This window comes from Brevibacillus sp. (assembly GCF_003521185.1).
In the GTDB taxonomy this organism is placed as follows: domain Bacteria; phylum Bacillota; class Bacilli; order Brevibacillales; family Brevibacillaceae; genus Brevibacillus; species Brevibacillus parabrevis.
On sequence record NZ_DOTK01000031.1, the window covers coordinates 1 to 25,573 of the forward strand.

The window sequence follows — 25,573 nt, forward strand, 5'->3', positions numbered from 1 at the left end:
AATGGGTAGCCTCCTACCCGATCGTCGAAGCTTATTTGGAAGCTGGTTTGGACAAGTCGATGGAGAATTTGGCGAAACCGGATTCCAGTTGGCTGATGAATTTCAGGTTGGACATTTTTTCTGCAAATGGCTTCGCATCTGGCGAAGAAGTGAAGGTTACGTTCACTTTTTCTTTGATTGGCGCAAATGTCCAGTTGTTGTCAGCCGCAGGGTTGATGTCTTTTTGGCTCAAGATGTAGTCGATGACAACTTGACGGTTTTCGTCTGGAGAATCGATGATGATGTTTTTGCCGTCCAGACCTGGGAAGCTTCCGCCGCCGCTTGCACGGTAGTTGTTCGTTACGACGATGAACTTGTCTTCCGGTTTGACAGGCTTGCCGTTGTAGGACAGGTTTTTGATGCGGTTGGCATCTTTGTTAGCCAGCTTGCCGTCTACAGCGTATTTGGATGGTTGAGTCACATCGATTTGATAGGTTACGCCATCGATTACGTCGTAGTTGTAAGTTGGGAATGCTTCGTTTACGAGCGGTTGCTCTTCTGTTTTCTTCACATCGATCTGGTTGAATTGGCCAGCGGAGCGCTCCAGCCATTCTTGCAGCTGGGAACCGTTGATCAGGACAGCTTTCAACGTGTTTGGATAGATGTACAGGTCAGATACGTTTTTGATGGCGATTGTGCCGGCAGGGATGTTCGTGTAGTAAGTTGCGCCGTTGCGGCCGCCCGCTTTGAACGGTGCTCCTGCGGACAGCACTGGAATGCCATCGTATTCGGTACCTTTCACGTTTTTCTCAACGAACCATTTTTGTGCATTGGTCACGATCTGGATGGATGGGTCATCTTGCACCAGCGCGAAGTAGCTGAAGATAGGGGAAGATGTTTTCCCTACTGCGGAACGCACCCATTCCACTGTGTGATCATGGTCTTCTTTTACAGCGTCCAGTACAGCCTTGTCTGCATCAGCCAGGGACGCTTTGTTTGTTTTGTCGTAGATTGGAACGGTTTTGGTAACGGATTCCGTTACTTTCCATTTGCCGTTTTCTTGGGTGAGTGTCAGGTCGATCACGCCCAGGTTGTTGCCCCAGTAGCCAGGCATTACAGCCGGTTTGCCGTTGATGGTGCCTTTTGTACCGTCAACGCCAGGGATGTTTTCAAAGCCAGGACCCGGGAATACCAGGTGGGAGTGGCCGAACAGGATGGCGTCGATGCCATCGATTTTGCTCAATTGGTAGCTGGCGTTTTCCAGGTTCGCTCCGCCTTCAACAGGACCGATGCCGGAGTGAGGAACCGCGACGATGATATCTGCTCCCTTTTTCTTCATTTCAGGGATGAATTTGTTGGCGCTTTCCACGATGTCTTTGGCGATGACTTTGCCTTCCAGGTTCGCTTTGTCCCACTGCATGATTTGCGGAGGTACAAATCCGATTACGCCGACTTTCAGCGTCACTTCTTTTCCGCTCTCATCCTTGAATTTGCGCTCCAGAATTTGGTAAGGGGTGAACATGTTTTTATCGTTGTCCGGATTTTTATCCTTGTCGTCAATGTAGACGTTGGAGTTGATGTAAGGGAATTTTGCACCTTTCAGGCTGCGATCGAGGTGCTCCAAACCGAAGTTGAACTCGTGGTTTCCGATGTTGCCCAGATCGTAGTTCAACAGGTTCATCGCTTTGTAAACCGGGTGAGTTTCTCCGTCTTTCAAAGGATCGATTTTAGCAACATAGTCGCCGAGCGGGTTTCCTTGCAACAGGTCGCCGTTGTCGATGAGAATGCTGTTTTTCGCTTCGTCTCTCGCTTTTTTGATCAACGTCGCTGTTTTGGCGAAACCAAATTCATCTGTGGACTTGTCTTGATAGTAGTCGTAGTTCACGATGTTGGTGTGGATGTCAGTTGTTTCGAGCAAGCGGAGTTTCAGGGTGGAACTAGCTGCGGCGCTCACAGGCGTAGTAGAGAAAGTGAGAGCGCTGACAACTAAAGAAGTGCTGAGGAGAAAAGCGGTCAGCATTTTTTTGTTTGCCTTTTTCATGTTTTGATTGACCTCCATAAGTTCACAATGAATACCAAGCAAAAATAGTTTATCACTAGAATCAATAGATTGGTAGATAATTGCAGGTTAAGATTATTAAATTTTGGCTATTGACAAAAATCATAAAATGTTTCCTCGTTTTGTCGTTTCGTGGAAGTGAATTTCTAGCCAATTACGAATGTTGAGTGATTCATGTATGGCCCCGATCCAACATGGCGACACTAGAAAAAAAGCTTGTGAAGGGGTTCATCGAACAATGCGAAAAAAATGGATGGTGTACGCATCGTGGAGCGCGGCGCTTCTCACAGGTGTCGTATTGGGCATCCTGCTGGCAGGCAGCGGAAGCAAAGGGACGGGGCTTTCGCAGTTGATGTACACGGGCATAGGCAGGACGGCCGAGGTGACAGGGAAGCCATATGAGCTTGTATTGACGCGAAGCTATTTGTGTGGTGTCCGAGACGAAGAGCGGCGTCCTGTCGGCACGGGATATCTCCCTCAAGCGATGGGAGAATACAAAGGCTGGGAGATCGTGACTTCCGATGCCGCCAAGATGATCCTGATGAAAAGGGAGCAGGACATTTCTCCTGCCTGCAAAGAAAACGGTCATTTCGGACTGTCAGCGGACGGCATGCTGACTTTGTTTCACGGTGTGCCAACGGAACAGGACGTCATCCAGACTTTTTACCGGATCAATACGGAGAAAATGGAAGCGAATCTGCCCAAAGAAGAGCTGGAGAACTTAAAGCGAGGCATTCGCATCCGCAATCTCGCGGAGTACAACAGCATTCTTTCCACGTATGGGGAGTTTCAACTGGATTCGCCATGATCATCAGGGAAGGGAAAAGCCGGAGAGCGATTCCGGCTTTTTTCTATATTTATAGCCTTATAGCTCTACCGCGATGACGCGCCATCTGTCCCACGGAACCGGGCGATGGAGGACAAACGTCCACTTTTCCTTGCGCTCGTCGTTGTTCCGCGTGAAGTAGGTCAGATGAACGGGCACTTCCAGCAGCAAGGGACCTTTTTCATCGGCAGGGATGACCATCTCGGTTTTGCGAATCGATGCTACTTGCGCCAGGCGATCTGGCAGCGGAAAGCCGTCTGTCGTCATCCGCAGCGAATGAATGTCCTGTTCGTGCAGGGCGGTCAAAAAATAGCCGACCAGCTCTTCGGCAGATGCCCCGATCAAGTTCGCGGCCAGAGAGCCGGAAGCTTTTTGGATCATCAGGCTGTGGCTCGGGTCAGGCTCCTTGCGTTTGTGGGTAGAGCTGCCAAAAAAGTGGATGCAAAAGTGTCCGGGAAAGTCGTTTCCGGCGATAGCCCCCGCACCGTGAGGCATGCCGTGCATCGAGGCGGCGAAATAAACGCCGTTGACCTCCACGAGAATCGCCCTGCGCTTCCAGCTCCATTTGCCCTGATAAATTTTTTTCATCGTTTGGGTATCCGTACGTGTCAATGGTTGCACATCGGCATGGCGACTGCCCGCCCGGCGCTGGACGTGAAACCGTTCCCCTGTTTCCAGGTCGATGACGGTTGCGTATTCCATGCGGCCGAAAGTCTGCTTGACTTGTTCCCACGGAGTTGCTTTGGCGTAGTGCACACTTTCCACTTTTGCTACCAGATCTTCGATTTTTTGTTTCAAGTTTGCGCCCAGCATGTATTGCAGCGGGCGTTCCTTTTCAAACAAATTCCCGTCGTGATCGTACAAGAAATAGCGATTGTGCACGACAAGAGTCGCGCGGACCCAGTATGGATTCACATAGGCCGCGACTGTCTTTGCACGCAGCAGCTGCTTCACAAACGAGTGCTGGGCGCGAAACGTCAACGTGGAGTGAAAGGAAGAAGCGGGTGAGACCGAGACAGATACCGTGATTTCTTCTTTGCTTTTGGCATGGGCAGATTGGGCGGATGGCTCCGGGATCAACAGCGTCAGGAGAAGACAGATGAATACGAAAGCAAATCGTAAGTGTCGCACCGGATGAAAGCACCTCCACCAGTTATGTTGTCTTGACAAAAGCAGGGCAATGAGGTGTAAATCTTGGCATCATAAGCGTTGTGGTCGCACGCCATACTGTAGGCATACGGTGATCGAAGGAGGAGTCTTTTCATATGTCTACCATGCCAAGAGGTAGCTACAAAGACCAGTTCCATCAGCGTTTGTACGTTCAGTTGAATCAGGGACACAACAAGCTCAATTACCAGCAGATCAACAAAATCCAGGAGCAAATGCAGAGCGGTGTGGATGAATATGCCCACATGCAGCATGATGTGTCAGATACACTCGGGATGAACAAACACTAAAGCGACGCCGTATGGCCCGTTCCTCGCAAGCAGGAGCGGGCTTTTGCATGGAAATACACGTTCGCTTTTCGGGCGCTTTGTGATACAGTAGAGAGTAGAAACTTAAGCCTACGGAGAGTGGACTATGCGCATTTTAGGAATCGACCCTGGCATTGCGATCGTTGGGTTTGGGGTTCTGGATAAGCAGGGTAGCCAATTGCGTCCCGTCCAGTATGGAAGCATTCAGACAGAGGCAGGCTTGCCTGTTCCGCTTCGCCTGAAACAAATTTTTGAAGCGATGCAAAGCTTGCTGGAAACGTATCGACCAGATGAAATGTCAGTAGAAAAGCTGTTTTTCAATAAAAACGTGACAACCGCCTTCACCGTCGGGCAAGCGCGCGGCGTCATCCTGCTCGCGGCAGAGCTTGCCGGGGTGCCCGTGTACGAATACACGCCGATGCAAGTCAAGCAGGCGGTGACCGGGTACGGTGGGGCAGAGAAGAAGCAAATCCAGGAAATGACCAAGCTGCTCTTGCGGCTGAAAGAAGTGCCAAAGCCGGATGACGTGGCGGATGCGTTGGGGATTGCGATTACGCACGCACAGTTTAAGGCGTTTATCTCCATCTCGGAAGGAGTTCAAAAATGATTGATTTTGTGGAAGGGACACTTTGTTACCTGGATTCAGAATACATAGTCGTAGAGACTGGAGGGATCGGGTATCGCCTGTTCTGTCCCAATCCGTACCAGTTCGTTCGCTACGAGGGCAGCAAGACGAAGCTGTATACGCACCATCATGTCCGCGAAGACGCGATATTGCTCTACGGCTTTGCGACCCGCGACGAACGCGATTTGTTCCGCAAGCTGCTCGACGTGAGCGGCATCGGGCCAAAAGGCGGCCTGGCGATTCTCGCGGCTGCTACACCTGAGCAGCTCGTGATGGCCGTGCAACAAGAAAATGTGACATACTTGACCAAGTTCCCCGGGATCGGCAAAAAGACGGCACAGCGCATTATTCTCGATCTCAAGGACAAGTTGGTCGGCTATACGCCATCGGCGATTTTGACTGTCGCAGCCGGCGATCTGACGGCAGGCGAGCAGGCGGTATCCGCGTTGAACGAAGCGCTCGACGCCTTGACGGCGCTCGGCTATTCGGATGGCGAGCTGCAAAAAATCAGAAACGCGCTGTCGGAGAAATCCAAAGAGGGCGAGAGTGTAGAAAAGCTCATCAAGCAAGGGCTTGCCCTGCTCATGAGGGGGTAGGATTTTGGATCAGCGAATTATTACGACGCACATGAACTGGGAAGAGGATGCTGCGGAACTGAGCCTCCGTCCCCGTTATTTGAATGAGTACATCGGACAGCAGCATGTGAAGGAAAACTTGAAAATTTTCATCGAAGCGGCGAAAATGCGCAAAGAGTCGCTAGACCACGTCTTGCTGTACGGGCCGCCTGGATTGGGAAAAACGACGCTTTCGCAAATTATCGCCAACGAGCTTGGCGTCAACATCCGCACGACATCCGGGCCAGCCATCGAACGCCCTGGTGACCTGGCGGCGATTTTGACCAACTTGCAAGAGGGCGACGTGCTGTTTATCGACGAGATACACCGACTGAACCGGAGCGTCGAGGAAGTGCTGTACCCGGCCATGGAGGACTTTGCGCTCGACATCATCATCGGAAAAGGGCCAAGCGCGCGCAGCGTTCGCCTCGACTTGCCGCCGTTTACACTGGTGGGAGCGACGACGAGAGCAGGGATGCTTTCCGCTCCGCTCCGCGACCGATTCGGCGTGGTCAACCGGCTGGAGTTTTATACGGTTCCCGAGCTGACGTTTATCGTGTCGCGGGCTGCTGACATTTTGCAAGTCATCATTCGCGAGGGCGGGGCAGAGGAGATTGCCAGACGCTCGCGTGGCACCCCGCGCGTGGCGAATCGTCTGTTGAAGCGCGTACGCGATTTTGCTCAGGTCAAGGGCGAGGGCGTCATCACGACAGAGATTGCGCAAGAAGCGCTGGAGCGGCTGCAAGTAGATGCATGCGGACTGGATCATATCGACCACAAGCTGCTGCTTGCGATTATCGAGCGCTTTGACGGCGGTCCGGTCGGACTGGATACGATTGCCGCCACCATCGGGGAAGAGGCGCAAACGGTAGAAGACGTTTGCGAACCGTATTTGATGCAGATCGGCTTTATGCAGCGGACGCCGCGGGGACGTGTGCTCACCCCGAGTGCGTACCAGCATTTTGGGCGGGAGATGAAATCGTGAATCCGATAGCCAAGCTACTCGTCATCGGCGGGGCCGTCCTGATCGTCATCGGCTTGTTGTGGCAGGTGGGCGGACGCTTCTTGCCTTTGGGGCGCCTGCCGGGAGATATCGTCGTGGAAAAGGAAAACGTCAAGTTTTATTTTCCGATTGTGACGTGTATTGTGATTAGCGTTGTGTTGTCGCTTCTGATGTATGTCATCCGGCTTTTCAAGTGAGAGCGCTTCTCTTTTGCACATGTAGAACAAAGCTTACGCCATCGGAGCTGGGTGCCCGATGGCTTTTTGCATGCAAGCGGATTGGTCCCATTTTGGGAAAAAGGGCAGGAAAATCTCCTGTGATTGTCGAAAAAGATGGGAGCGCATGCCAATTTTCGACGAAATCAGGAGAAAGGAAGGACGTTGGACGACATGAAAAAGAAGTGGATGGGGAAAGTCCTTTCGGCGGGTCTGATCACAGTGGCTCTCCTGGGAGGAACAGTACCGACTCAGGCGGCTGGCGACAACAATATCCGGGTAGCACTTTTTGTGGATATCGGAAAAGGATACAGGGGAGTAGTCCCTGCTGTTACACTTACGGCTGAAAAAGGGATGGAAGTGACGTTGACAGGCCCGGAAGGCAAAATAGAGCTGCCCGAATTGGATGGAGACACTGTCCGCTACCGCGTGGACGAGTACCATCTGGTTGTAGCGCAGACTTCTGACTGGAATCAGGCGCAGCAAATCGCCCAACTCATGAGCCAGAAAAAATACGAAGGCTCGATTCAAGTAGTCAATCGTGGCGGACAAACGCTTTATCAAATCGTAAGCGGTACGTATGATACGTATCAGGCCGCAGCTGCCCAGGTGGCGGCAGTAGCACAAGCGACAGGCCAGAAGCCGATCGTTCAAGGCCCTCTCCGCTTGGAAGCCGGTCAGTTCAAAAACTTGAGCGAAGCCCAGAAGTGGCAAGAAGCTTTTGAACAAAAAGGAATCGCCGCCTATCCCGTGCTTTTGTCAAACGGCGAGAAGGTCAAATACGCGGTATGGATCGGCGACGAAGTAAGTCAGGAAGCGCTCTCGTCCCTGGCGCGCAAAGCGAGCAATGCGCTGCCGAACTTCTCTTACACAGCACCTTCGAGCCAATCTTATGTCGTGCTGAAGCAAGACGTATTCGGATCGCCGGACGAGCCGATCTGGAAGTGCCTGTTTTCGCCGCAAGCCAAGCTGACGGTAGAGGCGAAAAAGGCGGCCGGCGAATCGTTGCTCGGGGTCGTGGAGCGCGATCAGCGAACATACCGGGGGGAGATGGAGCTGTCGGAATACAACGGTCATCTGACGGTTGTGAATGAACTGCCGATGGAACAATACTTGTACGGCGTTGTCGGTTCGGAAATGGCTCCGGGCTGGCCGCTCGAAGCGCTGAAAACACAGGCGGTGCTGTCGCGCACTCGCGCCTTGTGGCAAGGAAACAAATACGGGATTGCCAATGTCTCCGATACGGTGATGGAGCAAGCCTATTACGGATATGGAAAAGAGTCGGAAGACGTTCGCGAGGCGGTCGATGAGACAAAAGGAGAAGCCATTTATTACCAAGGTAACCTGGTCGAATCGTTGTTTTATTCCAATGCAGGCGGGATGACAGCGGACGGTACGGAAGTATGGGGCAATCCCGTTCCGTATTTGCGTTCGGTGGAAAGCGATGACGCGCTGCCTGTAGACGGTGTGAATGCGTGGTATCGCGTGCAGCTTGCAGATGGCTCGATCGGCTATGTCCGCGGCGACCTGATCAGAGAAAGCGGCACAGATGACACGGGAGCGAGGATGGCTGTCATTACGACAGAAAATACGAATCTGCGTCTGGGACCAAGCACGGCGACCCGGGTTTTGTCTACGTTGCCGAACGGAGCGGAAGTGACGATTCTCTCCCAAGAGGCAGAAGAGAATGCCTACGCGTGGACGCGCGGGCCTTTTACCTCGGCTGAATTGACGGCGATGATCAATGCGAATCAGGACAAAAACAAGGCTCCCCGCATTCCCGGGAACGTCACCAGTCTGAAAGTGACGAAGCGAGGACCATCGGGACGTGTCATCGCGATGGAGGCAAACGGCATTCCGATCAAGGTAACGGCACCGGATGCTTTCCGTTCGATCTTTTCCCAGGGCGGTACGGCATTGCGCAGTACAAAATTTGACGTAGAGGTAGTCAAGGGTGGACAGTTCCTGTTCCGCGGAAACGGTTTCGGACATGGACTGGGTGTATCGCAATACGGCGCTCGTGCCATGGCACAGGGCGGGTATGACTATCAGCAGATTTTGCAACACTATTACCAGGATGTGACAATCGACTAGCAAGCTTTTGCCACATGAACTGTCATTAAAGGAGTAACGAGTCGTGGACGTGCAACAATTTGATTTTGATTTGCCGGAGCATCTGATTGCCCAGCATCCTTTGGAAGACCGGACATCATCGCGGCTGCTTGTTTTGGACAAACAGACGGGGGCGATTGCGCATCAGCGGTTTACCGATCTGATCGACCATTTGCAGCCCGGAGATGTACTGGTTATGAACGACAGCCGTGTGCTTCCGGCCAGACTGATCGGGGAAAAGGCCGAGACGGGAGCGAAAATCGAGATCCTGTTGTTGAAATCGCTGGGAGACGATCGCTGGGAGACGCTGGTGAAGCCTGGAAAGCGAATGAAGCCGGGAACCGAGGTCGTTTTCGGAAACGGTCTTTTGCGCTGCGTATGCGAGGAAGCGACGGAGACGGGCGGACGGATTGTTCGTTTTTTGTACGAGGGAATTTTTTACGAGATTCTCGATCAACTGGGATCAATGCCGCTGCCGCCGTACATCCATGCGCAGCTCGAAGACAGCGAGCGCTACCAGACCGTCTACGCGAGAGAGCGGGGATCGGCGGCAGCTCCGACTGCTGGCCTGCACTTTACGAAGCCGTATCTGGAACAAATTGCGGCCAAAGGCGTACAGCTTGCTTACGTGACGCTGCATGTGGGGCTAGGAACGTTCCGGCCTGTGTCGGCTGATTCTGTCGAGGAGCACGTCATGCATGCCGAGTATTACGAGATTCCCGAAGAAACTGTGGAGCTGGTGAACAAGGCAAAAGCGGAAGGAAGAAGGGTCATCGCCGTCGGGACGACTTCGTGCCGGACGCTGGAAACGGTCGGCCGGGCCAACGAAGGCAAGCTGGTGGCTGCGTCCGGCTGGACGGACATTTTCATTTATCCGGGCTATACGTTCTCGATACTGGACGGACTTTTGACGAATTTCCACTTGCCCAAATCGACACTCGTCATGCTGGTCAGCGCGCTGGCAGGCAAAGAACATGTCATGAATGCGTACAAGACGGCAGTTCGTGAGGAATACCGCTTCTTCAGTTTCGGAGACGCCATGCTGATTGTCTAAAAAACGCCACATCCCACCCGCATAAGTGCACACTTATAAGTCGGGTGGGTTTACTTCACTCTCAAGTTTTCTTATAATAGGAAAGACTTACATACATAGCTTGAGGAGTGCGACAATTTGGCTGTACGTTACGAATTAATCAAAACATGCAAGCAAACAGGCGCCAGGCTCGGTAAGCTGCACACTCCGCATGGGACGATCGACACTCCTGTCTTTATGCCAGTCGGCACGCAGGCAACAGTCAAGACGATGAGTCCCGAAGAGTTGAAGGCGATCGGAGCGGGCATTATCCTCAGTAATACCTACCATCTGTTTCTCCGTCCAGGGCATGAAATTGTCCGGGAAGCTGGCGGACTGCACGGCTTCATGAACTGGGACCGTGCCATCCTGACCGATTCTGGCGGATTTCAAGTATTCAGCTTGAGCAACCTACGCAAGATTACGGAGGAAGGGGTTTCCTTCCGTTCACATCTTAACGGAGAAAAGCTGTTTATCGGCCCTGAGGAGGCCACACAGATCCAAAACGCGCTCGGAGCCGATATTTTTATGGCATTTGACGAGTGCGCCCCTTATCCTGCGGAGTACGATTACGTGAAAAAGTCGATGGAGCGCACAACCAGATGGGCAGAACGCTGCCTCAAGGCACATGCGCGGCCAAACGACCAGGCGCTTTTCGGAATCGTGCAAGGCGGGATGTTCAACGACCTGCGCGAGCAGAGCGCCAAAGATCTCATTTCCATGGATTTTCCAGGTTATGCGATTGGCGGTTTGAGCGTGGGAGAGCCGTTCCCCTTGATGTACGAAGTGCTGGAACATACGGTTCCGCTGCTTCCTGCAAACAAGCCTCGCTACCTCATGGGAGTAGGGTCACCTGACGCTCTCATCGACGGAGCGATCCGCGGCATCGACATGTTTGACTGCGTACTGCCGACGCGGATTGCCCGCAACGGGACATGCATGACAAGCCAGGGAAGACTGGTGATCCGCAATGCGAAGTTCGCGCGAGATTTTACTCCGCTCGACCCGAATTGCGATTGCTACACCTGCAAGAATTACACCCGCGCTTACATCCGCCATCTCATCAAGGCGGAGGAGACCTTTGGCATTCGTTTGACCACCTACCACAATCTGCATTTCCTTGTGAAGCTGATGGAGCAGGTGCGCCAAGCGATTGCGGAAGACCGCTTGCAAGATTTCCGGGACCAGTTTTTCGCTCAATATGGATTGGGTGAAGATAGATCTTTTTAATCGAGGGGGATTTTCATGGAAGGCTTGACACAGTTTTTACCGATTATCATCATGTTTGCGATTTTCTACTTCTTGCTGATTCGCCCGCAACAAAAGAAAGCAAAACAACGCAACGCCATGCTGGCTGCTGTCAAAAAAGGCGACAAGATCGTAACAATCGGCGGCATGCACGGCACCATTCAAGAGCTGACTGACGATACAGTGACTCTGCGCATTGCCCACAACGTAAACGTTACATTCGATCGCGGTGCGATCAACAGCGTGACATCCGCAAGCAATGAGCCGGCGAAAAGCGAACCAGCTAAAGTCGAATTGGAAAAAGAAGAATCCAAATAAAGCAAAGAAAAAGCAGGTGGGGAAAATCCCGCCTGCTTTTTTCTTGGACGCATAAGCTTGTTAGCGTCTGGGCTTGAAATTTTTCGGCTTTTGGCTGGAGTTGGCGGAATTGACGCCGAGAATGCCGCCCAATGCTGCAACTCCGAACGCACCGAGCAAAAAGAGGAACGTACCCCATTGCATCGGGGCATCGAATCCCAGAAAGCCGATCAAAAGAATCAGGAGAAAATAAGAAAATCCGGTCAGACCCCCGTAGTACCAGCCTTTGCCGCCACAGCGCTTTCCGGTGACGAAGCCGCCGACCAGAAGAGCAACCGCATTGATGATGTACGTAAAATAAGGCAAAGAGCCTTCGCGCATGCTGGTGAAGCTCAGAAGCAAGGTTGCGAGCAATGCCCCGAACAAAACAAGTCCTGTCGTGTACAATAGACCTGTCAGTACAGAGGTGGATGCACTCCGCACAATGTTTACCCCCTCACTGATCAACTGTTTGTACCATCTATATGAATGGCCTGGCCGCTCTATTCATCTTCGCGTTGAACATTAGGAGGAATTTTCGTATGATGGATGGGGAACGAGACGGGGGTGAGGAAGGTTGATCAAAACGTACTTTTATAACCACTCAGAGCAGAAGATGTTTCATGATGTTGATCTGGCGACAAAAGATCAATGGTTGAAATCTCCGGAGGATTTGCTCTGGATCGATCTGTATGATGTGGGGAACAATGAACTGCCCTATATTGCCAAGATCTTCGACTTTCACCCACTGGCAATTGAGGACTGCCTGCACGTCAGTCCACGTGCCAAGGTAGACAAGTACGATGATTACTATTTCTTCGTTTTTCACGCCCTGCGTTACAATGAAGAAAGCGATGACGAGATTACCACGGTAGAACTGAACGTTTTTCTCGGCCCTAATTACATCGTGACGATCCACAAATCCCCGATGAACACGATCGGGCGGATCGCAGCCATGTGTCACCGCAACAATTCCTATCTGAACCGGGGTCCCGACTATTTGCTGTATGCGATTGTCGACGGGATTACCGACGAGTATTTTCCGATTATCGATCGGATTAGTGTGCGGATTGACGAGCTGGAGGACGAGATTTACGAGCATCAGATGGAGGAAATTACGGAGGAGTTCCTGGCGCTGAAGCGGACGATTATTTTGATCAGGCGTGTCATCATGCCGCAAAAACGAATCTTCGCCAATGTGAATGGCCGCTTCTCTTTCGATATTTCCGAGGAAAACGTTCCGTTCTACAGCGACTTGACCGACCACCTGGAGCGGATCTCCGACTCGACAGAGACTTTCCGCGACCTGGTGAACGGTGCGCTCGATACGTATTACACGATCATCAGCGCCAAGACGACCGAGACGATGCGTGTACTCACGATCATCTCCACCATCATCCTGCCGCTTACGTTTATCACCGGGCTTTTCGGGATGAACACATTCGCCTGGCTGGGTGAGGAGGCAGAGCCTTACATGCTGATCGTAGCGCTTGTGATCATGCTGGCGATGACCTTCTTCATGCTGCACATTTTCCGCAAGCGAAAGTGGTTGTAATTGGAGCTAATAGTTGCAAGCTCCCTGCCGAACAATAATATCAAATGTTCGATAGGGGGCGGCGGGAAGTGGAAGATATTTCAACTGTCATGTTGCGCACCCTTTTCTCGTATTTTTTCCTCCTGATCTTGCTCCGCATCATGGGCAAGCGAGAACTGGGAAAGCTGTCCGTTTTTGATGTGGTGATTTCCATTATGCTGGCTGAAATGGCGGCTCTGGCGATTGAGGATGTAGAAAAGCCCGGGTTGCGCTTTTATTTGCCCATGCTGTTGATTGCCGTTCTGGAAATCGCCATGGCATATCTCTCGTTAAAGAGCAAGAAATTTCGCGATGTGGTCGACGGTTCAGCCGATATGATCATTGAAAACGGGCAAATCCGAGAGCAGGCGATGCGCCGCAATCAGTTGAACATGGATGACCTGATGGTACATCTGCGGCAAAAAAACGTGAAAAATATTGCGGATGTCGAGTTCGCCCTGCTGGAGCCTACCGGGCAGATGAGCGTCTTTTTGAAGCCGGAAAAAGAGCATCTCACCCGTGGGGATATCGAACTGGCTAAAGAAGAACATATCGGGCCGGTTTCATACAAAGGCTTGCCCATTCCGTTGATTCTGGACGGCAAAGTCAGGCAGGAAGCTTTGCAAAAGATCGGGCAAAATCAACTGTGGCTCAAGCGGGAAATTCGCAAATACGGGATCAAGGACATCCGGGAAGTTTCCTTTTGCAGCATTGACGAGCGAGGAATTATGTACCTGGATAAAAAAGACAAGCCGCTACACTAGGTGTTAGCGGCGAGGGAAGAAGATGGCGAGCTGCTCTCCGATCCAGGGAATCCGGCGGACGTCCTGTTTGCCCAGGACGCGCATGGCGACCAGGAGGAGCAAATACAGCAAGCTGCTGATGGACGCGCTGGCGAGAAGCAGCTTGGCCGTCGAGGAATGCAAGAACAGGTGATCCGCCATGTATGAGCCGAGGTAACCCATGGCCAGCATGGCGATCCCAATTTTTCCGAACTCCCATACATCGACGGTAAATCCGATTTTTTTGATCAGGCTGGCAAAGTGCAAAAGGGTGCCCAATGTGATGCCAATATTGGTCGCAATGACGGCGCCGTGAATGCCGAAGGTCGGTTGGGCTGTAAAGACGAACATGGCGGCTGTTTTGATTACAGCGCTGATCAGCGTATTTCGGAAAACGACCTGGGCGTAGTCAAGACCTTGCAAGGCCGCTGCGAGCGGGGCCTGGAAAAAGAGGAACACGGAAAACGGAGCCAGCTCCTTGAGCAAGACGCCGACCTCTCGATATTCGCTGCCGTAGAGCAGTGTACATAACGGCTCCGCAAAAATAGTAAGCAGGACAGTACATGGTGCTCCGATTACGAGTGTGATGCGCATCGCTTGATAGATGCGCCGATGCACGAGAGGAGCATTTTTTTGATAGGCGGCCTCTGCTACGGCAGGAACGAGTGAAACGGACAAGGAATAGGTTAAAAAAGTGGGAAAAAGCAGCAGAGGTACGGCCATACCGGCAAACTGTCCGTACAATCCCGTTGCCGTGGCAGTCGTATACCCCGCGATGACGAGCGCCAGCGGTACGAGCATCGGTTCCAGGACGTAGGCGATCGAACCGATGATGCGGCTCAACGTGACGGGCAGAGCGACGTGAATCAGTTGGGAGATGTTTGTCTTGCTGGCAGAGACAGCTTGCAGAAACGGTCTTTCCAGAAGTTGCGCAGCAGCTTTTTTGCTTCCTTTGCGATATTGCCAGAGAATGTAGAGGAGTCCGGCGGCTTCCCCGAAAATAATGCTGGCGACTGCACCGGCTGTGGCATACTCGATCCCTGCGGACAAAAACGACATGGTCATGACGACGACCAGCGCCATGCGGGCCACTTGCTCCAGCAGCTGGGAGATGGCGGTGGGGATCATGTTTTGCTTTCCCTGGAAGTATCCGCGCAGCACGAGTGAAATACTGGAGATCGGAATGACCGGGATGGCGGCGAGCATGACGATATGGGCGCGAGGGTCCGCGAATAGAGCGCCCGCAATCCAGCGGGAAAACAGCAGGAGCAGCGTGCAAACCAGCAAGCTGATGCCGCCAGCGACTGTGAGAGCGAGCAGCAGGTAGCGGCGGGTCATGCGCGGATTGTTAGCCGCCTCGGTTTCCGCCACTTGCTTGGCGATGGCGACAGGCAGACCGAATGTCGTCACCGTGATCAGAAAGTACAACAGGGGCACGACCATTTGATACAGCCCCATTCCTTCCGCTCCGATGATGCGTGAAAGCACGATCCTGTGAGCAAAGCCAAACACTTTGGTGATGCCGCCAGCAATGATGAGGATAACCGTTCCGTAAAAGAATGACTGTCTCATGGAAGGCTCCTTTGCAAGGAAAAATTCACTCAGTAAAGAATATGGACGTGCCGCTGTCGGCATGACTACTTTGAGGGGGAAACGGGGATGGACCAAGCGCAAAAACAGGAATGGTATGGGCAAGTAGCAAGTCTTTGCCAGAGCAAGGCCGAGGAATTTGCCTTGTTGGGCTACGAAAACGTGGATGCCAAGGACATATGGGAATGCGTCACGAACGGGTACAAGGAATTTCCCCCGATGCACCGTCTCGTCAACGATATTTTGTCTCTCAAACCGAACAAGTACATGAACTATCTCATGATTCAAATGTATAAAAATTCTTAGTGAAACTTCCAGCCTCCCTATTCGTATAAGTAGCATGCTCATTATAGATAAGGGGTTGGTTACCATGGTTCGCTCTTCCAGCAATAATTGACACGTTTTTTCATACTTCGCTATAATGGGCATATTGGTTTCTCGCTTAGGGGCGGGACCCTGTTTATGAAAGAGGGGTATTACAACGATGATAAAATGGGGAAGATTTCTCCTGTTCCTGGTTGTTGTAGGGCTTTTGGCGACACTTGTGTCAACTACGACCAAACAGGTGGCAGGAAACATCACTCTCGGTCTTGACCTGCAGGGCGGGTTTGAGATTTTGTATGAGGTAGAGCCTCTGGAGGCTGGGCACAAGGTTGATATCGAGCTGTTGAAATCAACTGCACACATGATTGAGAAACGGATTAACATCGGCGGCGTGGCAGAACCTGTCATTTCTACTGAGCTGCCAAACCGGATTCGCGTGCAAATCGCTTCGCAATCCGCTGATCAGGACAAGCTTCGTGAACTGATCGGAAAACCTGCTGTACTGACGTTCCGCGACGAGTCGGGCAAGGTCATTCTGCAAGGTAGCGACTTGGCGCCAAACGGGGCAGTTGTTGATTACGACGAATTAAAACGACCTCTGGTAATTGTCAAGTTTTCAGATTCAAAAAAATTAGAGGATGTCACGCGTGCCAATCTACATAAGCGCATGGCTATCTTTCTGGATCAAAACTTGCAAACCAATCCAACAATCCAAGATGTTATCACTGGAGGTAGCGCAAGGATCACGGGAGATTATACCCGAGAATCGGCTCAAGAACTGGCTGATTTGCTGAACTCTGGTGCGATGCCAGCCAAGCTGACAGAGAAGCAGGTAACATCCGTAGGAGCGTCTCTGGGTGCCTTGGCCTTGGAGAAGACGCTTTATGCCGGCTATATTGGCGCCGGGCTGATTTTCGTGTTCATGCTGCTCGTCTATCGCATGCCGGGTATGATTGCGAATATTACATTGGCTGGATTTACTTACTTTTGTATGGTCGTTCTCGACTGGATGGACGCAACGCTGACTCTCCCAGGTATCGCCGGCTTCATTTTGGCGGTAGGGATGGCTGTCGATGCGAACATCATTACGTATGAGCGTATCCAAGAAGAAATTCGCTCGGGCAAAACGATTTTGTCAGCGTTCCGCTCCGGTGAACGCCGCTCTTTGATCACCATTATTGATGCGCACGTGACGACGCTGATCGCGACAGGCGTATTGTTCTACTTCGGAACAAGCTCCGTTCAAGGTTTTGCTGTCGTACTGGCTATGACAATCATCGTAAGTATTATCACCAACGTGTTCGGGTCTCGTTTCCTCCTTTGGCTGGTGGTCCGTGCCAACATGTTTAAAAAGCCGTTCTGGTTCGGAGTAAAGGAGAGTGAGATCGGTGAGCTTTGATCGCGAGCATACCGTAGTGCGGTTTGATATCGTTAAAAATCGCCGGAAGTTCTTCATTTTCTCTTCCGCGATTATCATCATCGGTTTTTTGTTTATGATGTTCCAAGGGCTGCACCTTGGGGTTGACTTCAAGGCAGGTACGCGCCTGGACATTTACGTAGGAAAAGAGTTCAAGCCGGAAGACGTCGAAGCCGTTCTCAAACAGGAGATTCCGAATGTCGCTTTCTCCAAGGTAACGCCGTACGGGCAAAATCAAGCCTATACTCGCTTTGACCAAACCATTTCTTCGGATACCTTGATGAAGACAGAAGAAGCGCTGAAGAAAAAGTTCGGCGATCAGGTCACGAAACAAGTATCGTCCGTTGATCCGAGCATTGCTCAGGAGATGGTGAAAAAGGCAGCCATCGCGGTAGGGATCGCTTCCCTCGGGATCGTCATTTACATCGCGATTCGCTTCCAGGTGCTGTTCGGGATTGCCTGCGTCGTGGGACTTTTGCATGACGTGATTATCCCGATCGCGCTGTTCTCCGTGTTTGATCTGGAAGTAGACATTACTTTCATCGCAGCGCTTTTGACCATTCTCGGTTACTCGATCAACGATAAAATCGTTATTTTTGACCGTATCCGCGAAAACTTGCGTACCATGAAGTCCAAGACGATTCCGGATCTGGAGCATCTGGTGAACGTTTCGCTTTGGCAGACGATGCGCCGTTCCGTATACACAGTAGCTACCGTATTTTTTACCGCGCTGGCTATTGCGGTACTCGGAAGCGAGAGCATTCGCAACTTCTCGCTGGCTCTGTTGTTCGGTCTGGTGAGCGGTACGTACTCCTCCATCTTTATTGCTGCTCAAGTTTGGGTAAACTTGAAGGAGCGGAATATGAGAAAGAAGAAAGAAGCATAAGCGGTTCGCTTTTCGCTTCGTCAAAGAGCTTTCGCTATGTAGACCGCAGGGGTTATTCCCTGCGGTTTTCTACTCTTGAAGACAAGTAGGCTGATAGAGGAGGAGAGGCAGGAATGGGCGATGATCGGTTGGCACAAGCGCAGTTTGGGGCATGGGTAGGCATTGTGGGCAACCTTGCTTTGGCAGGGGTGAAGCTGTTGATCGGGCTGATGGCGAAATCACAGGCATTGATTGCCGATTCTGTGCATTCCGCATCGGATGTAGTCGGTTCCGTGGCGGTTCTGATCGGCTTGCGAGCGGCAGAGCGTCCGCCTGACGCAGATCATCCGTACGGCCACGGAAAAGCCGAATCGATCGCAGCGATTATTGTCGCAGTTTTGTTGGCGGTTGTCGGCTTCGAAATTGCGATGTCTTCGATTAAAGCGTTTTTTGCCCCTGTGGAAGCGCCAGGCATGCTGGCAGTCTGGGCTGCCATCGGTTCCATGATCGTCAAGGAATGGATGTTCCGCTACAAGTTCAAGCTCGGCAAAAAACTGAACAGCCAGTCGTTGATCGCCAACGCCTATGAGCATCGCTCGGATGTATACTCTTCGTTTGCCGCACTGGTAGGCATCGGCGGCGCGATTGTGGGCGAGCGGCTGGGGGTTCCCTGGATGCTGTATCTGGACCCGGCAGCCGGGATATTCGTATCTGTGCTTGTTTTGAAAATGGCTTACAACATCATGATGGAATCGATCCACAGCACGCTGGATCACGTCTTGCACGAGGAAGATACCAAGCATCTCAGACAGGCGATTGCCGAGGTCGATGGCGTGTTGCGCATCGATTCGCTGCGGGCCAGGGAGCACGGGCATTACCAGATCGTCGATGTGAAAATCGGGGTGGACCCGGCGATTACCGTCCTTGCCGGGCATCAAATTGGCAAGCGCGTCAAGCATATGCTGCTGGAAACATTTCCTGATATTCGCGATGTTTTGGTCCATGTAAACCCATTTGATCCCACTTCACAGCCAAAACGGTAAAAACGGCATGTTTTATGCTGTTGTCAGTCTCCCTCTCCATCCACTATAATGAATGAGGATTGGAGGAGAGCCTATGCTGAAAGCGAAAACACGCTGGAAACTGGCCACCTACGATGAACAGATTGCGGCCAGTATAGCTGAGGAGTGCCAGCTAACTCCGCTCGTGTCCAAGCTGCTGGTGATTCGCGGCGTCGACACAGCGCAGAAGGCCCGTGATTTTTTGCAAGCTGGCCCGGAGTTGTTTCATGACCCTTATTTGCTTGATGGAATGGAACAGAGCGTGCATCGCATTCAACAAGCGATAGAGAGGCAAGAGCCGATCTGTATTTACGGAGACTATGACGCGGATGGGGTCAGTTCGACATCGTTAATGGTACACCTGTTGCGCCAACTGGGCGCTGTTTTTGACTATTACATTCCCAACCGTTTTACTGAAGGGTATGGGTTACATAAAGACGCCTTGGCGCATCTGCATAAAAGCGGTTACAAGCTGATCATTACAGTCGATACAGGAATCAGTGCAGTAGAGCAGGTAGCGTATGCCACGCAGTTAGGTCTTGACGTCATTGTAACCGACCACCACGAACCTCCGGCTGTGATTCCGGAGGCATTTGCTGTGATCAACCCTAAAAAGCCTGGCTGTACGTATCCGTTTGACATGCTCGCGGGAGTCGGGGTCGCCTTCAAGCTGGGGCATGCCTTGCTAAAGGAGCCTCCTTTGCATTTGGCTGACCTGGCAGCACTCGGGACGATCGCCGATTTGGTGCCTTTGGTAGATGAAAACCGCATCCTCGCCAGAGCGGGCTTGAAGCGTCTGAATCAGACCCGCAATATCGGATTGCAGGCGCTGATCCGCGTGTGTGGACTGTCTGACAGCGAACTGTCGGCCGGACATGTCGGATTCGCGCTCGGGCCGCGTCTGAACGCAAGTGGACGGCTGGAGACGGCAGAGTCCGCCGTCAAGCTGCTGACGACCGAGGATATGGCGGAAGCAGAGCAGTGCGCACAAGCTTTGGACGATTTGAATCGCGAGCGTCAGGAGCTTGTAGCGACGATGACGGAAGAAGCCGTGCAGATGGTGAAGGAGCAGTATCCACCCGAGGAAAACAACGTCCTCGTCCTGGCGAAGGAAGGCTGGAACGTCGGGGTTGTAGGAATCGTAGCGTCACGGCTGGTAGAGCTGTTTTACCGTCCGACCATCGTGCTTGGCATCGATCCGGAAAAAGGGACAGCCAAAGGCTCGGCGAGAAGCATCGCCGGCTTTGACATGTACGAAGGTTTGACAGCATGCAAGGAGTGGCTCCCGCATTACGGGGGGCATACGATGGCCGCAGGAATGACACTCCCGGTGGAAAACCTCGATCTCTTGCGCAGCAGGCTGAACGAGCTGGCGGGGGAATGGCTGACGCCGGAAGATTTTACCCCTCTGACCAAAGTAGATGTGTCGATGAGCATGGACGAAATCAGCCTGGAGGCAGCCGAGCAGCTGGAACGGCTCGCTCCTTACGGGATGGGCAATCCGACTCCGCTCGTCATGCTGGATGAAGTCGAGACACAGGGAATGCGCACAATCGGGCGCGATGACAATCATTTGAAATGCACACTCGTCAGGTCAGGCCAAACGTTGGATGCCATCGGCTTCAACTGGGCGCACGTGACGAAAAAGGTGACCCCAAAAGCGCGTTTTCAGGTGCTGGGCGAGCTTTCAGTCAATGAATGGAATGGCAACCGCAAGCCGCAGCTGACGATCCGGGACTTGTCCGTTCCGCATCAGCAAGTGTTCGACTGGCGGGGAAGTCGGGACAAAATAGAGAAATGGCAGCAGTTGATAGCGGAGTCCGGGACGATGACCGTTGTGTTTCGGGCGGAAAGCTATGAACAGCTCGTGCCAAAGACAAGCGCGGACGGGCAGGCTTCTCTCTTTTTCCTGGGCAATGCTGTCGCGCTTGACAGGCAGGCGCCGCAGCAAGCGGTTGTGCTCTACGACTTGCCGAAGCGTCGTGCCGATTTGCTGCAAATCAGTCCGCTGCTGCAACAGGCTGAGCGCATCTACTGTCTGTTTGGCGACCCGGATTTGGGCATGGAGCGGCTATCCTGTCCGAGCCGCGATCATTTCAAGCAGTTGTACCAGTTTTTTGTGCAAGTGCCAGTAGTGAAGCGCATACATTTGGATGCGCTCGCCCGCAAGCTGCAATGGAAGCGGAGCTTGCTGGACGGCATGCTTGCGATCTTTTTGGAGTTGCAGTTTTTGCAGGAGGATGCCGAACAGTATCGCCTGCAAGAGGCGGCAGAAAAAAGGCCGCTGGAAAGCTCCGTCATTTATACGGAGTGGAAGGAAGAAGCGCAACTCGCTACGGATTTGCTGCTCTCATCCTCGGAATCATTGATCCAAACGTTTCATCAGCTGGTGACACCGGTCACCGTATAGGAGGAATTTTTCATGGATTACAAACAATACATTCGCGTCATTCCGGACTTCCCGCAACCGGGGATTCGTTTCAAAGATATCACGACTTTGCTGAAAGACGGTCCTGCTTATCGCGCAGCGATTCAAGACTTGGCTGAATTTGCCCGCGAAGTGCAGGCTGACGTGATTGCAGGTCCGGAAGCACGCGGATTTGTCGTAGGAGCGCCTCTGTCTTACGAAATGGGAATCGGCTTTGTGCCGATCCGCAAATCCGGCAAGCTGCCTTACGAGTCGATCAAGGCAGATTACGACCTGGAGTACGGCAAAGACGCGCTCGCTGTGCACGTAGATGCCGTTACGCCAGGCCAGCGCGTGCTGATTGCGGACGACCTTCTGGCGACCGGAGGAACCATCGAAACGACGATCAATCTGATCGAGCAACTCGGCGGAAAAGTAGTGGGTGCTGCCTTCTTCATCGAGCTGTCCTATCTGGAAGGACGCAAAAAAATCGGGGATGTTCCGATCAAATCCTTGGTGCAATATTAATTGATGCTTCAACGAAAAACGGGTCATGTACCCGTTTTTTTCTTTTTTCCACGCATGGATCATACTTTACAGGGGAAACAGCTTTACAATACGAACGACATAAAAGATAATAGTATGAAATAGACATGACGCTTTTTTTCATCCAGACAGACAACCGATAATGTTCGTCTGCCGCTTCCAAGGAAGAGCAGACTGCCAGCGTCCGCACGCAGGACGCACCAAAATCATCCGCTACAGAAGAACTACTTGTTCGAAAGGGCTTCTATAGATGATTTTTTTTATACGCTCAAAGCCTTCGCCTGTGACATAAGGCTTGGCAAAGCCAAGTTTTCCAATGAGAGGATAAGGGAAGGGAACTATGATTACCGGCATTGATGAGGTAGTAAAAAAAGCAAGCACCTATTTGTCACAATCGGATCTGGACCTGATTACTCGCGCCTATCAGCTGGCTGAAAAAGCTCACGAAGGGCAGATAAGAAAATCAGGCGTTCCGTACATCATGCACCCGATCGCAGTAGCGGGGATTCTCGCCAACCTGCACATGGACGCGGTTACGATCGCTGCCGGATTTTTGCATGATGTAGTGGAAGACACCGACATTACGCTTGACGATCTCCGCCAACAGTTCGGTCCTGACGTGGCTCTGCTGGTAGACGGGGTAACCAAGCTGGAAAAAATCAAATACAAGTCCAAGGAAGAGCAGCTTGCTGAAAACCACCGCAAGATGCTGGTTGCCATGGCGCAGGACATTCGTGTCATCATGATCAAGCTGGCAGACCGTTTGCACAACATGCGGACATTGCGCCACATGTCCGAAGAGAAGCAGCGGGAAATATCCGATGAGACGCTGGAGATTTTCGCGCCCCTGGCTCATCGGCTGGGGATTGCCTCCGTCAAATGGGAGCTGGAAGATACGGCGCTGCGCTATTTGAATCCGCAGCAGTATTACCGGATCGTCAACCTGATGCAAAAGAAGCGGGTGGAGCGCGAGGCTTACCTGAACGAAGCATCGGATACGATCAGGGAGAAGCTTGGCGAGCTGAACATCGAGGCGGAAATATCGGGGCGGCCCAAGCATATATACAGCATCTTTAAAAAGATGACCAAGCAAAACAAGCAGTTCAACGAAATTTATGACTTGCTGGCCTTGCGGATCATTGTGAACGACATTCGCGACTGCTACGCGGTGCTGGGCATTGTCCATACACTGTGGAAGCCGATGCCTGGCAGATTCAAGGACTATATCGCGATGCCGAAGACCAACATGTACCAATCGCTGCATACGACGGTGATCGGGCCTAAAGGCGAGCCGTTGGAAGTGCAGATTCGCACGTGGGATATGCATCAGACGGCAGAGATCGGGATCGCGGCCCACTGGGCGTACAAGGAAGGCCAGAGTGTCGTGCAAGGATCGTTTGCCGAGAAGCTGGGCAGCTTGCGCGAGATTATCGAAGGCGGGTCAGAGGAAGCGCCCAATGCGCAGGAGTTCATGGAAAGCCTCAAGCAGGATTTGTTCTCGGACACGGTCTTTGTGTTCACGCCAAAAGGAGATGTAGTCGAACTGCCAAAAGGCTCCGTGCCGCTGGACTTTTCCTATCGCATTCACTCGGCGGTAGGAAACCGGACGATTGGGGCAAAGGTAAACGGCAAGATCGTTCCGCTTGATTACGCCATGAAAACGGGCGATATCGTCGAAATCCTTACTTCCAAGCATTCGTACGGGCCAAGCCAGGACTGGCTGAAAATGGCCAAGTCCGCCCATGCCCGCAACAAAATCAAGCAGTGGTTCAAAAAAGAAAAGCGGGAAGAGAACGTTGCCAAAGGCCAACAGATGGTGGAAGCGGAGATCAAATCGCGCAGCTTCGACGTGAAGGAAGCGATGACGGACACCAACCTGAAGGAAGCGGCGGCGCGATTCAACTTCCAGGGGGCCGAGGACATGTTTGCCGCAGTCGGCTACGGCGGCATTACGGCTTCCCAGATTGCCACACGTCTGCTCGACAAGCTTCGCCGCGAGCGGGAGGAGCAAAATCCGGTCATCCCGGAGATCAAGCAAAATCCGGCTCACCGTGCGCAAAAGAGCGAGTCCGGGGTAAAAGTGCGCGGCGTAGACAACTTGTTGGTGCGTATCTCGCGTTGCTGTACACCAGTTCCGGGCGATCAGATCATCGGCTTTATTACAAGAGGGCGCGGTGTGTCTGTGCACCGGAAAGACTGTCCGAATGTGCTCGCAGATGAATGCTCAGAGCGTTTGATCGACGTCGAATGGGATACCGATCAGAAGCACAACTTCAACGTGGAAATCGAGATCACGGGCAACGATCGCAGCGGACTGTTGAACGACGTGTTGCAAGTCGTCGCAGAGACGAAGACGAATATTGCTGCCGTCAGTGGCAAAGCAGATAAAAATCGGGTGGCGACGATTCATATGACCATCTCGATCAGCAATGTGGATCATCTCTTGAAAGTTGTGGAACGAATCAAGCGGATTAAAGATATTTATTCGGTTCGCCGCATATTGAGCACCTGATCCGTTTTTGGATCGGGTGTTTTGTTTAGGTCAGCCGTGCGTCATTGTGAGCGGCGAGCTTCCAAACGAAAGGAATGGATCGACGTGAGAGTTGTCGTACAGAGAACGAAAGAAGCAAGCGTGACCGTTGCTGGCGAGGTAGTCGGGCAAATCGAGCACGGGCTGTTGCTGTTAGTCGGAATCACCCACGAGGACAGCGAAAAGGAAGTAGACTTTGTCGCGGATAAAATCGCCAATCTGCGAATTTTTGAAGACGAAGCAGGAAAAATGAACTTTTCCGTCCTGGAGACGGGCGGGCAGATTTTATCGGTGTCCCAGTTCACGCTGTACGGAGACTGCCGCAAAGGGAGAAGGCCGAACTTCATGGCAGCCGCTCGCCCTGAGCAGGCTGAACCGCTGTACGAGCTGTTTAATGCCAAGCTGCGGGAAAAAGGGCTGGTCGTGGAGACGGGGCGTTTTGGCGCGATGATGGACGTACGTCTGCTCAACGACGGACCTGTCACCCTGATCGTAGAATCGTAAGCGAAAAGACGGGGAGGCGGGGAAAATGGCACAGGAAGCGCTGGTGATCGGGGCGAGCGGCATGCTGACAGAGGTAGCTCGCTGGCTTGCCAAAGAAGGCTATCGAGTGACAGTGGTGGGACGCGAGCGGCAAAAGCTTGCCCGCGTGCGGGACGGTTCCGGCAATCCGGCAAAAAGCAGCACAGGCGATTGTCGGACAGGTTGAGCCGTGGGAGCGGCGTCCGAGTTACTGAGACTACGAGATATCTGAAAAACGGCTGCTGCGGCAACCGTTTTTTCTTTTGCGTGAAACTGCTTATTACGAAAAAATGAAAACACCCCCGCCCAAGGAGGGGACGCACTGGCGATTCGCGCAAGCAGTGTGTCCGTCTCTCGTGGTACGGGGGTTTTGTTTTGGAACCCGTTGTTAC

25 protein-coding genes are annotated in these 25,573 nt (G+C 52.4%); 21 read left to right on the forward strand and 4 right to left on the reverse strand.

All coding sequences use genetic code 11. The features are described from left to right. Positions 1-31: 31 nt before the first annotated feature. On the reverse strand, positions 32-2,020 hold the full coding sequence (locus DEP07_RS07385; RefSeq protein WP_173598621.1) for a bifunctional 2',3'-cyclic-nucleotide 2'-phosphodiesterase/3'-nucleotidase: 1,989 nt from the start codon (positions 2,018-2,020) through the stop codon (positions 32-34). A 256-nt stretch (positions 2,021-2,276) separates the two neighbouring features. Here DEP07_RS07385 and DEP07_RS07390 point away from each other — a divergent pair, with 256 nt between their 5' ends. After that, positions 2,277-2,846 carry a BofC C-terminal domain-containing protein gene (locus tag DEP07_RS07390; RefSeq protein WP_242772013.1) on the forward strand — a complete coding sequence of 190 codons (570 nt, stop codon included), beginning with the start codon at positions 2,277-2,279 and terminating at the stop codon, positions 2,844-2,846. 57 nt (positions 2,847-2,903) lie between these two features. On the opposite strand, the gene DEP07_RS07395 is transcribed toward DEP07_RS07390, so the two are convergent. Then, entirely contained in the window at positions 2,904-3,995 is a 1,092-nt protein-coding gene (locus DEP07_RS07395) for a hypothetical protein (protein WP_242772011.1), read from the reverse strand. Positions 3,996-4,129: 134 nt separating this feature from the next. On the opposite strand from DEP07_RS07395, the gene DEP07_RS07400 reads away from it, so the two are divergent. The 9 genes from DEP07_RS07400 (at position 4,130) to yajC (ending at position 11,546) form a co-directional block, all read left to right on the forward strand. After that, the gene (locus DEP07_RS07400; protein WP_063230197.1) at positions 4,130-4,321 is read left to right on the forward strand and encodes a hypothetical protein; all 192 of its coding nucleotides are present in this window, start codon (positions 4,130-4,132) and stop codon (positions 4,319-4,321) included. 124 nt (positions 4,322-4,445) lie between these two features. After that, positions 4,446-4,946: a crossover junction endodeoxyribonuclease RuvC gene (gene ruvC / locus DEP07_RS07405; protein ID WP_063230198.1), complete on the forward strand. Its 501-nt coding sequence runs from the start codon at positions 4,446-4,448 to the stop codon at positions 4,944-4,946. Continuing rightward, complete coding sequence (gene ruvA, locus DEP07_RS07410; protein ID WP_122964210.1) at positions 4,943-5,560, forward strand: Holliday junction branch migration protein RuvA; 618 nt, start codon at positions 4,943-4,945, stop codon at positions 5,558-5,560. Before ruvC ends, ruvA begins: the two co-directional genes overlap by 4 nt. Positions 5,561-5,564: 4 nt before the next feature. Further along, positions 5,565-6,563: a Holliday junction branch migration DNA helicase RuvB gene (gene ruvB / locus DEP07_RS07415; RefSeq protein WP_122964209.1), complete on the forward strand. Its 999-nt coding sequence runs from the start codon at positions 5,565-5,567 to the stop codon at positions 6,561-6,563. Continuing rightward, positions 6,560-6,778: a DUF2905 domain-containing protein gene (locus tag DEP07_RS07420; RefSeq protein ID WP_063230201.1), complete on the forward strand. Its 219-nt coding sequence runs from the start codon at positions 6,560-6,562 to the stop codon at positions 6,776-6,778. Before ruvB ends, DEP07_RS07420 begins: the two co-directional genes overlap by 4 nt. Positions 6,779-6,970: 192 nt before the next feature. Continuing rightward, on the forward strand, positions 6,971-8,890 hold the full coding sequence (locus tag DEP07_RS07425) for a SpoIID/LytB domain-containing protein (RefSeq protein ID WP_287102314.1): 1,920 nt from the start codon (positions 6,971-6,973) through the stop codon (positions 8,888-8,890). Between the two features lie 43 nt (positions 8,891-8,933). Then, entirely contained in the window at positions 8,934-9,962 is a 1,029-nt protein-coding gene (gene queA / locus DEP07_RS07430; protein ID WP_173597464.1) for a tRNA preQ1(34) S-adenosylmethionine ribosyltransferase-isomerase QueA, read from the forward strand. A 117-nt stretch (positions 9,963-10,079) separates the two neighbouring features. Further along, complete coding sequence (gene tgt, locus DEP07_RS07435; RefSeq protein WP_063230203.1) at positions 10,080-11,210, forward strand: tRNA guanosine(34) transglycosylase Tgt; 1,131 nt, start codon at positions 10,080-10,082, stop codon at positions 11,208-11,210. Positions 11,211-11,225: 15 nt separating this feature from the next. After that, positions 11,226-11,546, forward strand: a complete 321-nt coding sequence (yajC, locus tag DEP07_RS07440) for a preprotein translocase subunit YajC (protein WP_063230204.1) — start codon at positions 11,226-11,228, stop codon at positions 11,544-11,546. Positions 11,547-11,606: 60 nt separating this feature from the next. Here yajC and DEP07_RS07445 read toward each other — a convergent pair whose 3' ends face one another. Next, positions 11,607-12,008 carry a TIGR04086 family membrane protein gene (locus DEP07_RS07445; protein WP_122964207.1) on the reverse strand — a complete coding sequence of 134 codons (402 nt, stop codon included), beginning with the start codon at positions 12,006-12,008 and terminating at the stop codon, positions 11,607-11,609. A 133-nt stretch (positions 12,009-12,141) separates the two neighbouring features. On the opposite strand from DEP07_RS07445, the gene corA reads away from it, so the two are divergent. After that, positions 12,142-13,119: a magnesium/cobalt transporter CorA gene (corA, locus tag DEP07_RS07450; RefSeq protein ID WP_063230206.1), complete on the forward strand. Its 978-nt coding sequence runs from the start codon at positions 12,142-12,144 to the stop codon at positions 13,117-13,119. Positions 13,120-13,163: 44 nt separating this feature from the next. Then, a complete protein-coding gene (locus DEP07_RS07455) occupies positions 13,164-13,901 on the forward strand; it encodes a DUF421 domain-containing protein (RefSeq protein ID WP_217365236.1) in 738 nt (245 codons plus the stop codon). A 3-nt stretch (positions 13,902-13,904) separates the two neighbouring features. On the opposite strand, the gene spoVB is transcribed toward DEP07_RS07455, so the two are convergent. Next, on the reverse strand, positions 13,905-15,491 hold the full coding sequence (gene spoVB, locus DEP07_RS07460) for a stage V sporulation protein B (protein ID WP_287102315.1): 1,587 nt from the start codon (positions 15,489-15,491) through the stop codon (positions 13,905-13,907). Positions 15,492-15,578: 87 nt separating this feature from the next. Between spoVB and DEP07_RS07465 the strand changes: the two genes are divergently transcribed. The 9 genes from DEP07_RS07465 to DEP07_RS07505 all read left to right on the forward strand — a co-directional run bounded on the left by DEP07_RS07465 (position 15,579) and on the right by DEP07_RS07505 (position 25,368). Next, positions 15,579-15,815 carry a post-transcriptional regulator gene (locus DEP07_RS07465; RefSeq protein WP_122964204.1) on the forward strand — a complete coding sequence of 79 codons (237 nt, stop codon included), beginning with the start codon at positions 15,579-15,581 and terminating at the stop codon, positions 15,813-15,815. Positions 15,816-15,993: 178 nt separating this feature from the next. Beyond that, positions 15,994-17,232: a protein translocase subunit SecD gene (secD, locus tag DEP07_RS07470; protein ID WP_287102316.1), complete on the forward strand. Its 1,239-nt coding sequence runs from the start codon at positions 15,994-15,996 to the stop codon at positions 17,230-17,232. Continuing rightward, entirely contained in the window at positions 17,222-18,136 is a 915-nt protein-coding gene (gene secF / locus DEP07_RS07475) for a protein translocase subunit SecF (RefSeq protein WP_122964202.1), read from the forward strand. The genes secD and secF overlap by 11 nt, the downstream gene beginning before the upstream one ends. 113 nt (positions 18,137-18,249) lie before the next feature. Further along, positions 18,250-19,158, forward strand: a complete 909-nt coding sequence (locus DEP07_RS07480) for a cation diffusion facilitator family transporter (RefSeq protein WP_281869083.1) — start codon at positions 18,250-18,252, stop codon at positions 19,156-19,158. A gap of 73 nt (positions 19,159-19,231) precedes the next feature. Beyond that, the gene (gene recJ / locus DEP07_RS07485; protein WP_281869082.1) at positions 19,232-21,586 is read left to right on the forward strand and encodes a single-stranded-DNA-specific exonuclease RecJ; all 2,355 of its coding nucleotides are present in this window, start codon (positions 19,232-19,234) and stop codon (positions 21,584-21,586) included. A 12-nt stretch (positions 21,587-21,598) separates the two neighbouring features. Further along, positions 21,599-22,111, forward strand: a complete 513-nt coding sequence (locus tag DEP07_RS07490) for an adenine phosphoribosyltransferase (protein WP_063230212.1) — start codon at positions 21,599-21,601, stop codon at positions 22,109-22,111. A 358-nt stretch (positions 22,112-22,469) separates the two neighbouring features. Then, positions 22,470-24,641: a RelA/SpoT family protein gene (locus DEP07_RS07495; RefSeq protein WP_063230213.1), complete on the forward strand. Its 2,172-nt coding sequence runs from the start codon at positions 22,470-22,472 to the stop codon at positions 24,639-24,641. Positions 24,642-24,725: 84 nt separating this feature from the next. Further along, positions 24,726-25,163 (forward strand): D-aminoacyl-tRNA deacylase, encoded by a 438-nt coding sequence (dtd, locus tag DEP07_RS07500; RefSeq protein ID WP_122964199.1) that lies wholly within the window; start codon positions 24,726-24,728, stop codon positions 25,161-25,163. Between the two features lie 25 nt (positions 25,164-25,188). Continuing rightward, the gene (locus DEP07_RS07505) at positions 25,189-25,368 is read left to right on the forward strand and encodes a hypothetical protein (RefSeq protein ID WP_233454075.1); all 180 of its coding nucleotides are present in this window, start codon (positions 25,189-25,191) and stop codon (positions 25,366-25,368) included. Positions 25,369-25,573: the final 205 nt, after the last annotated feature.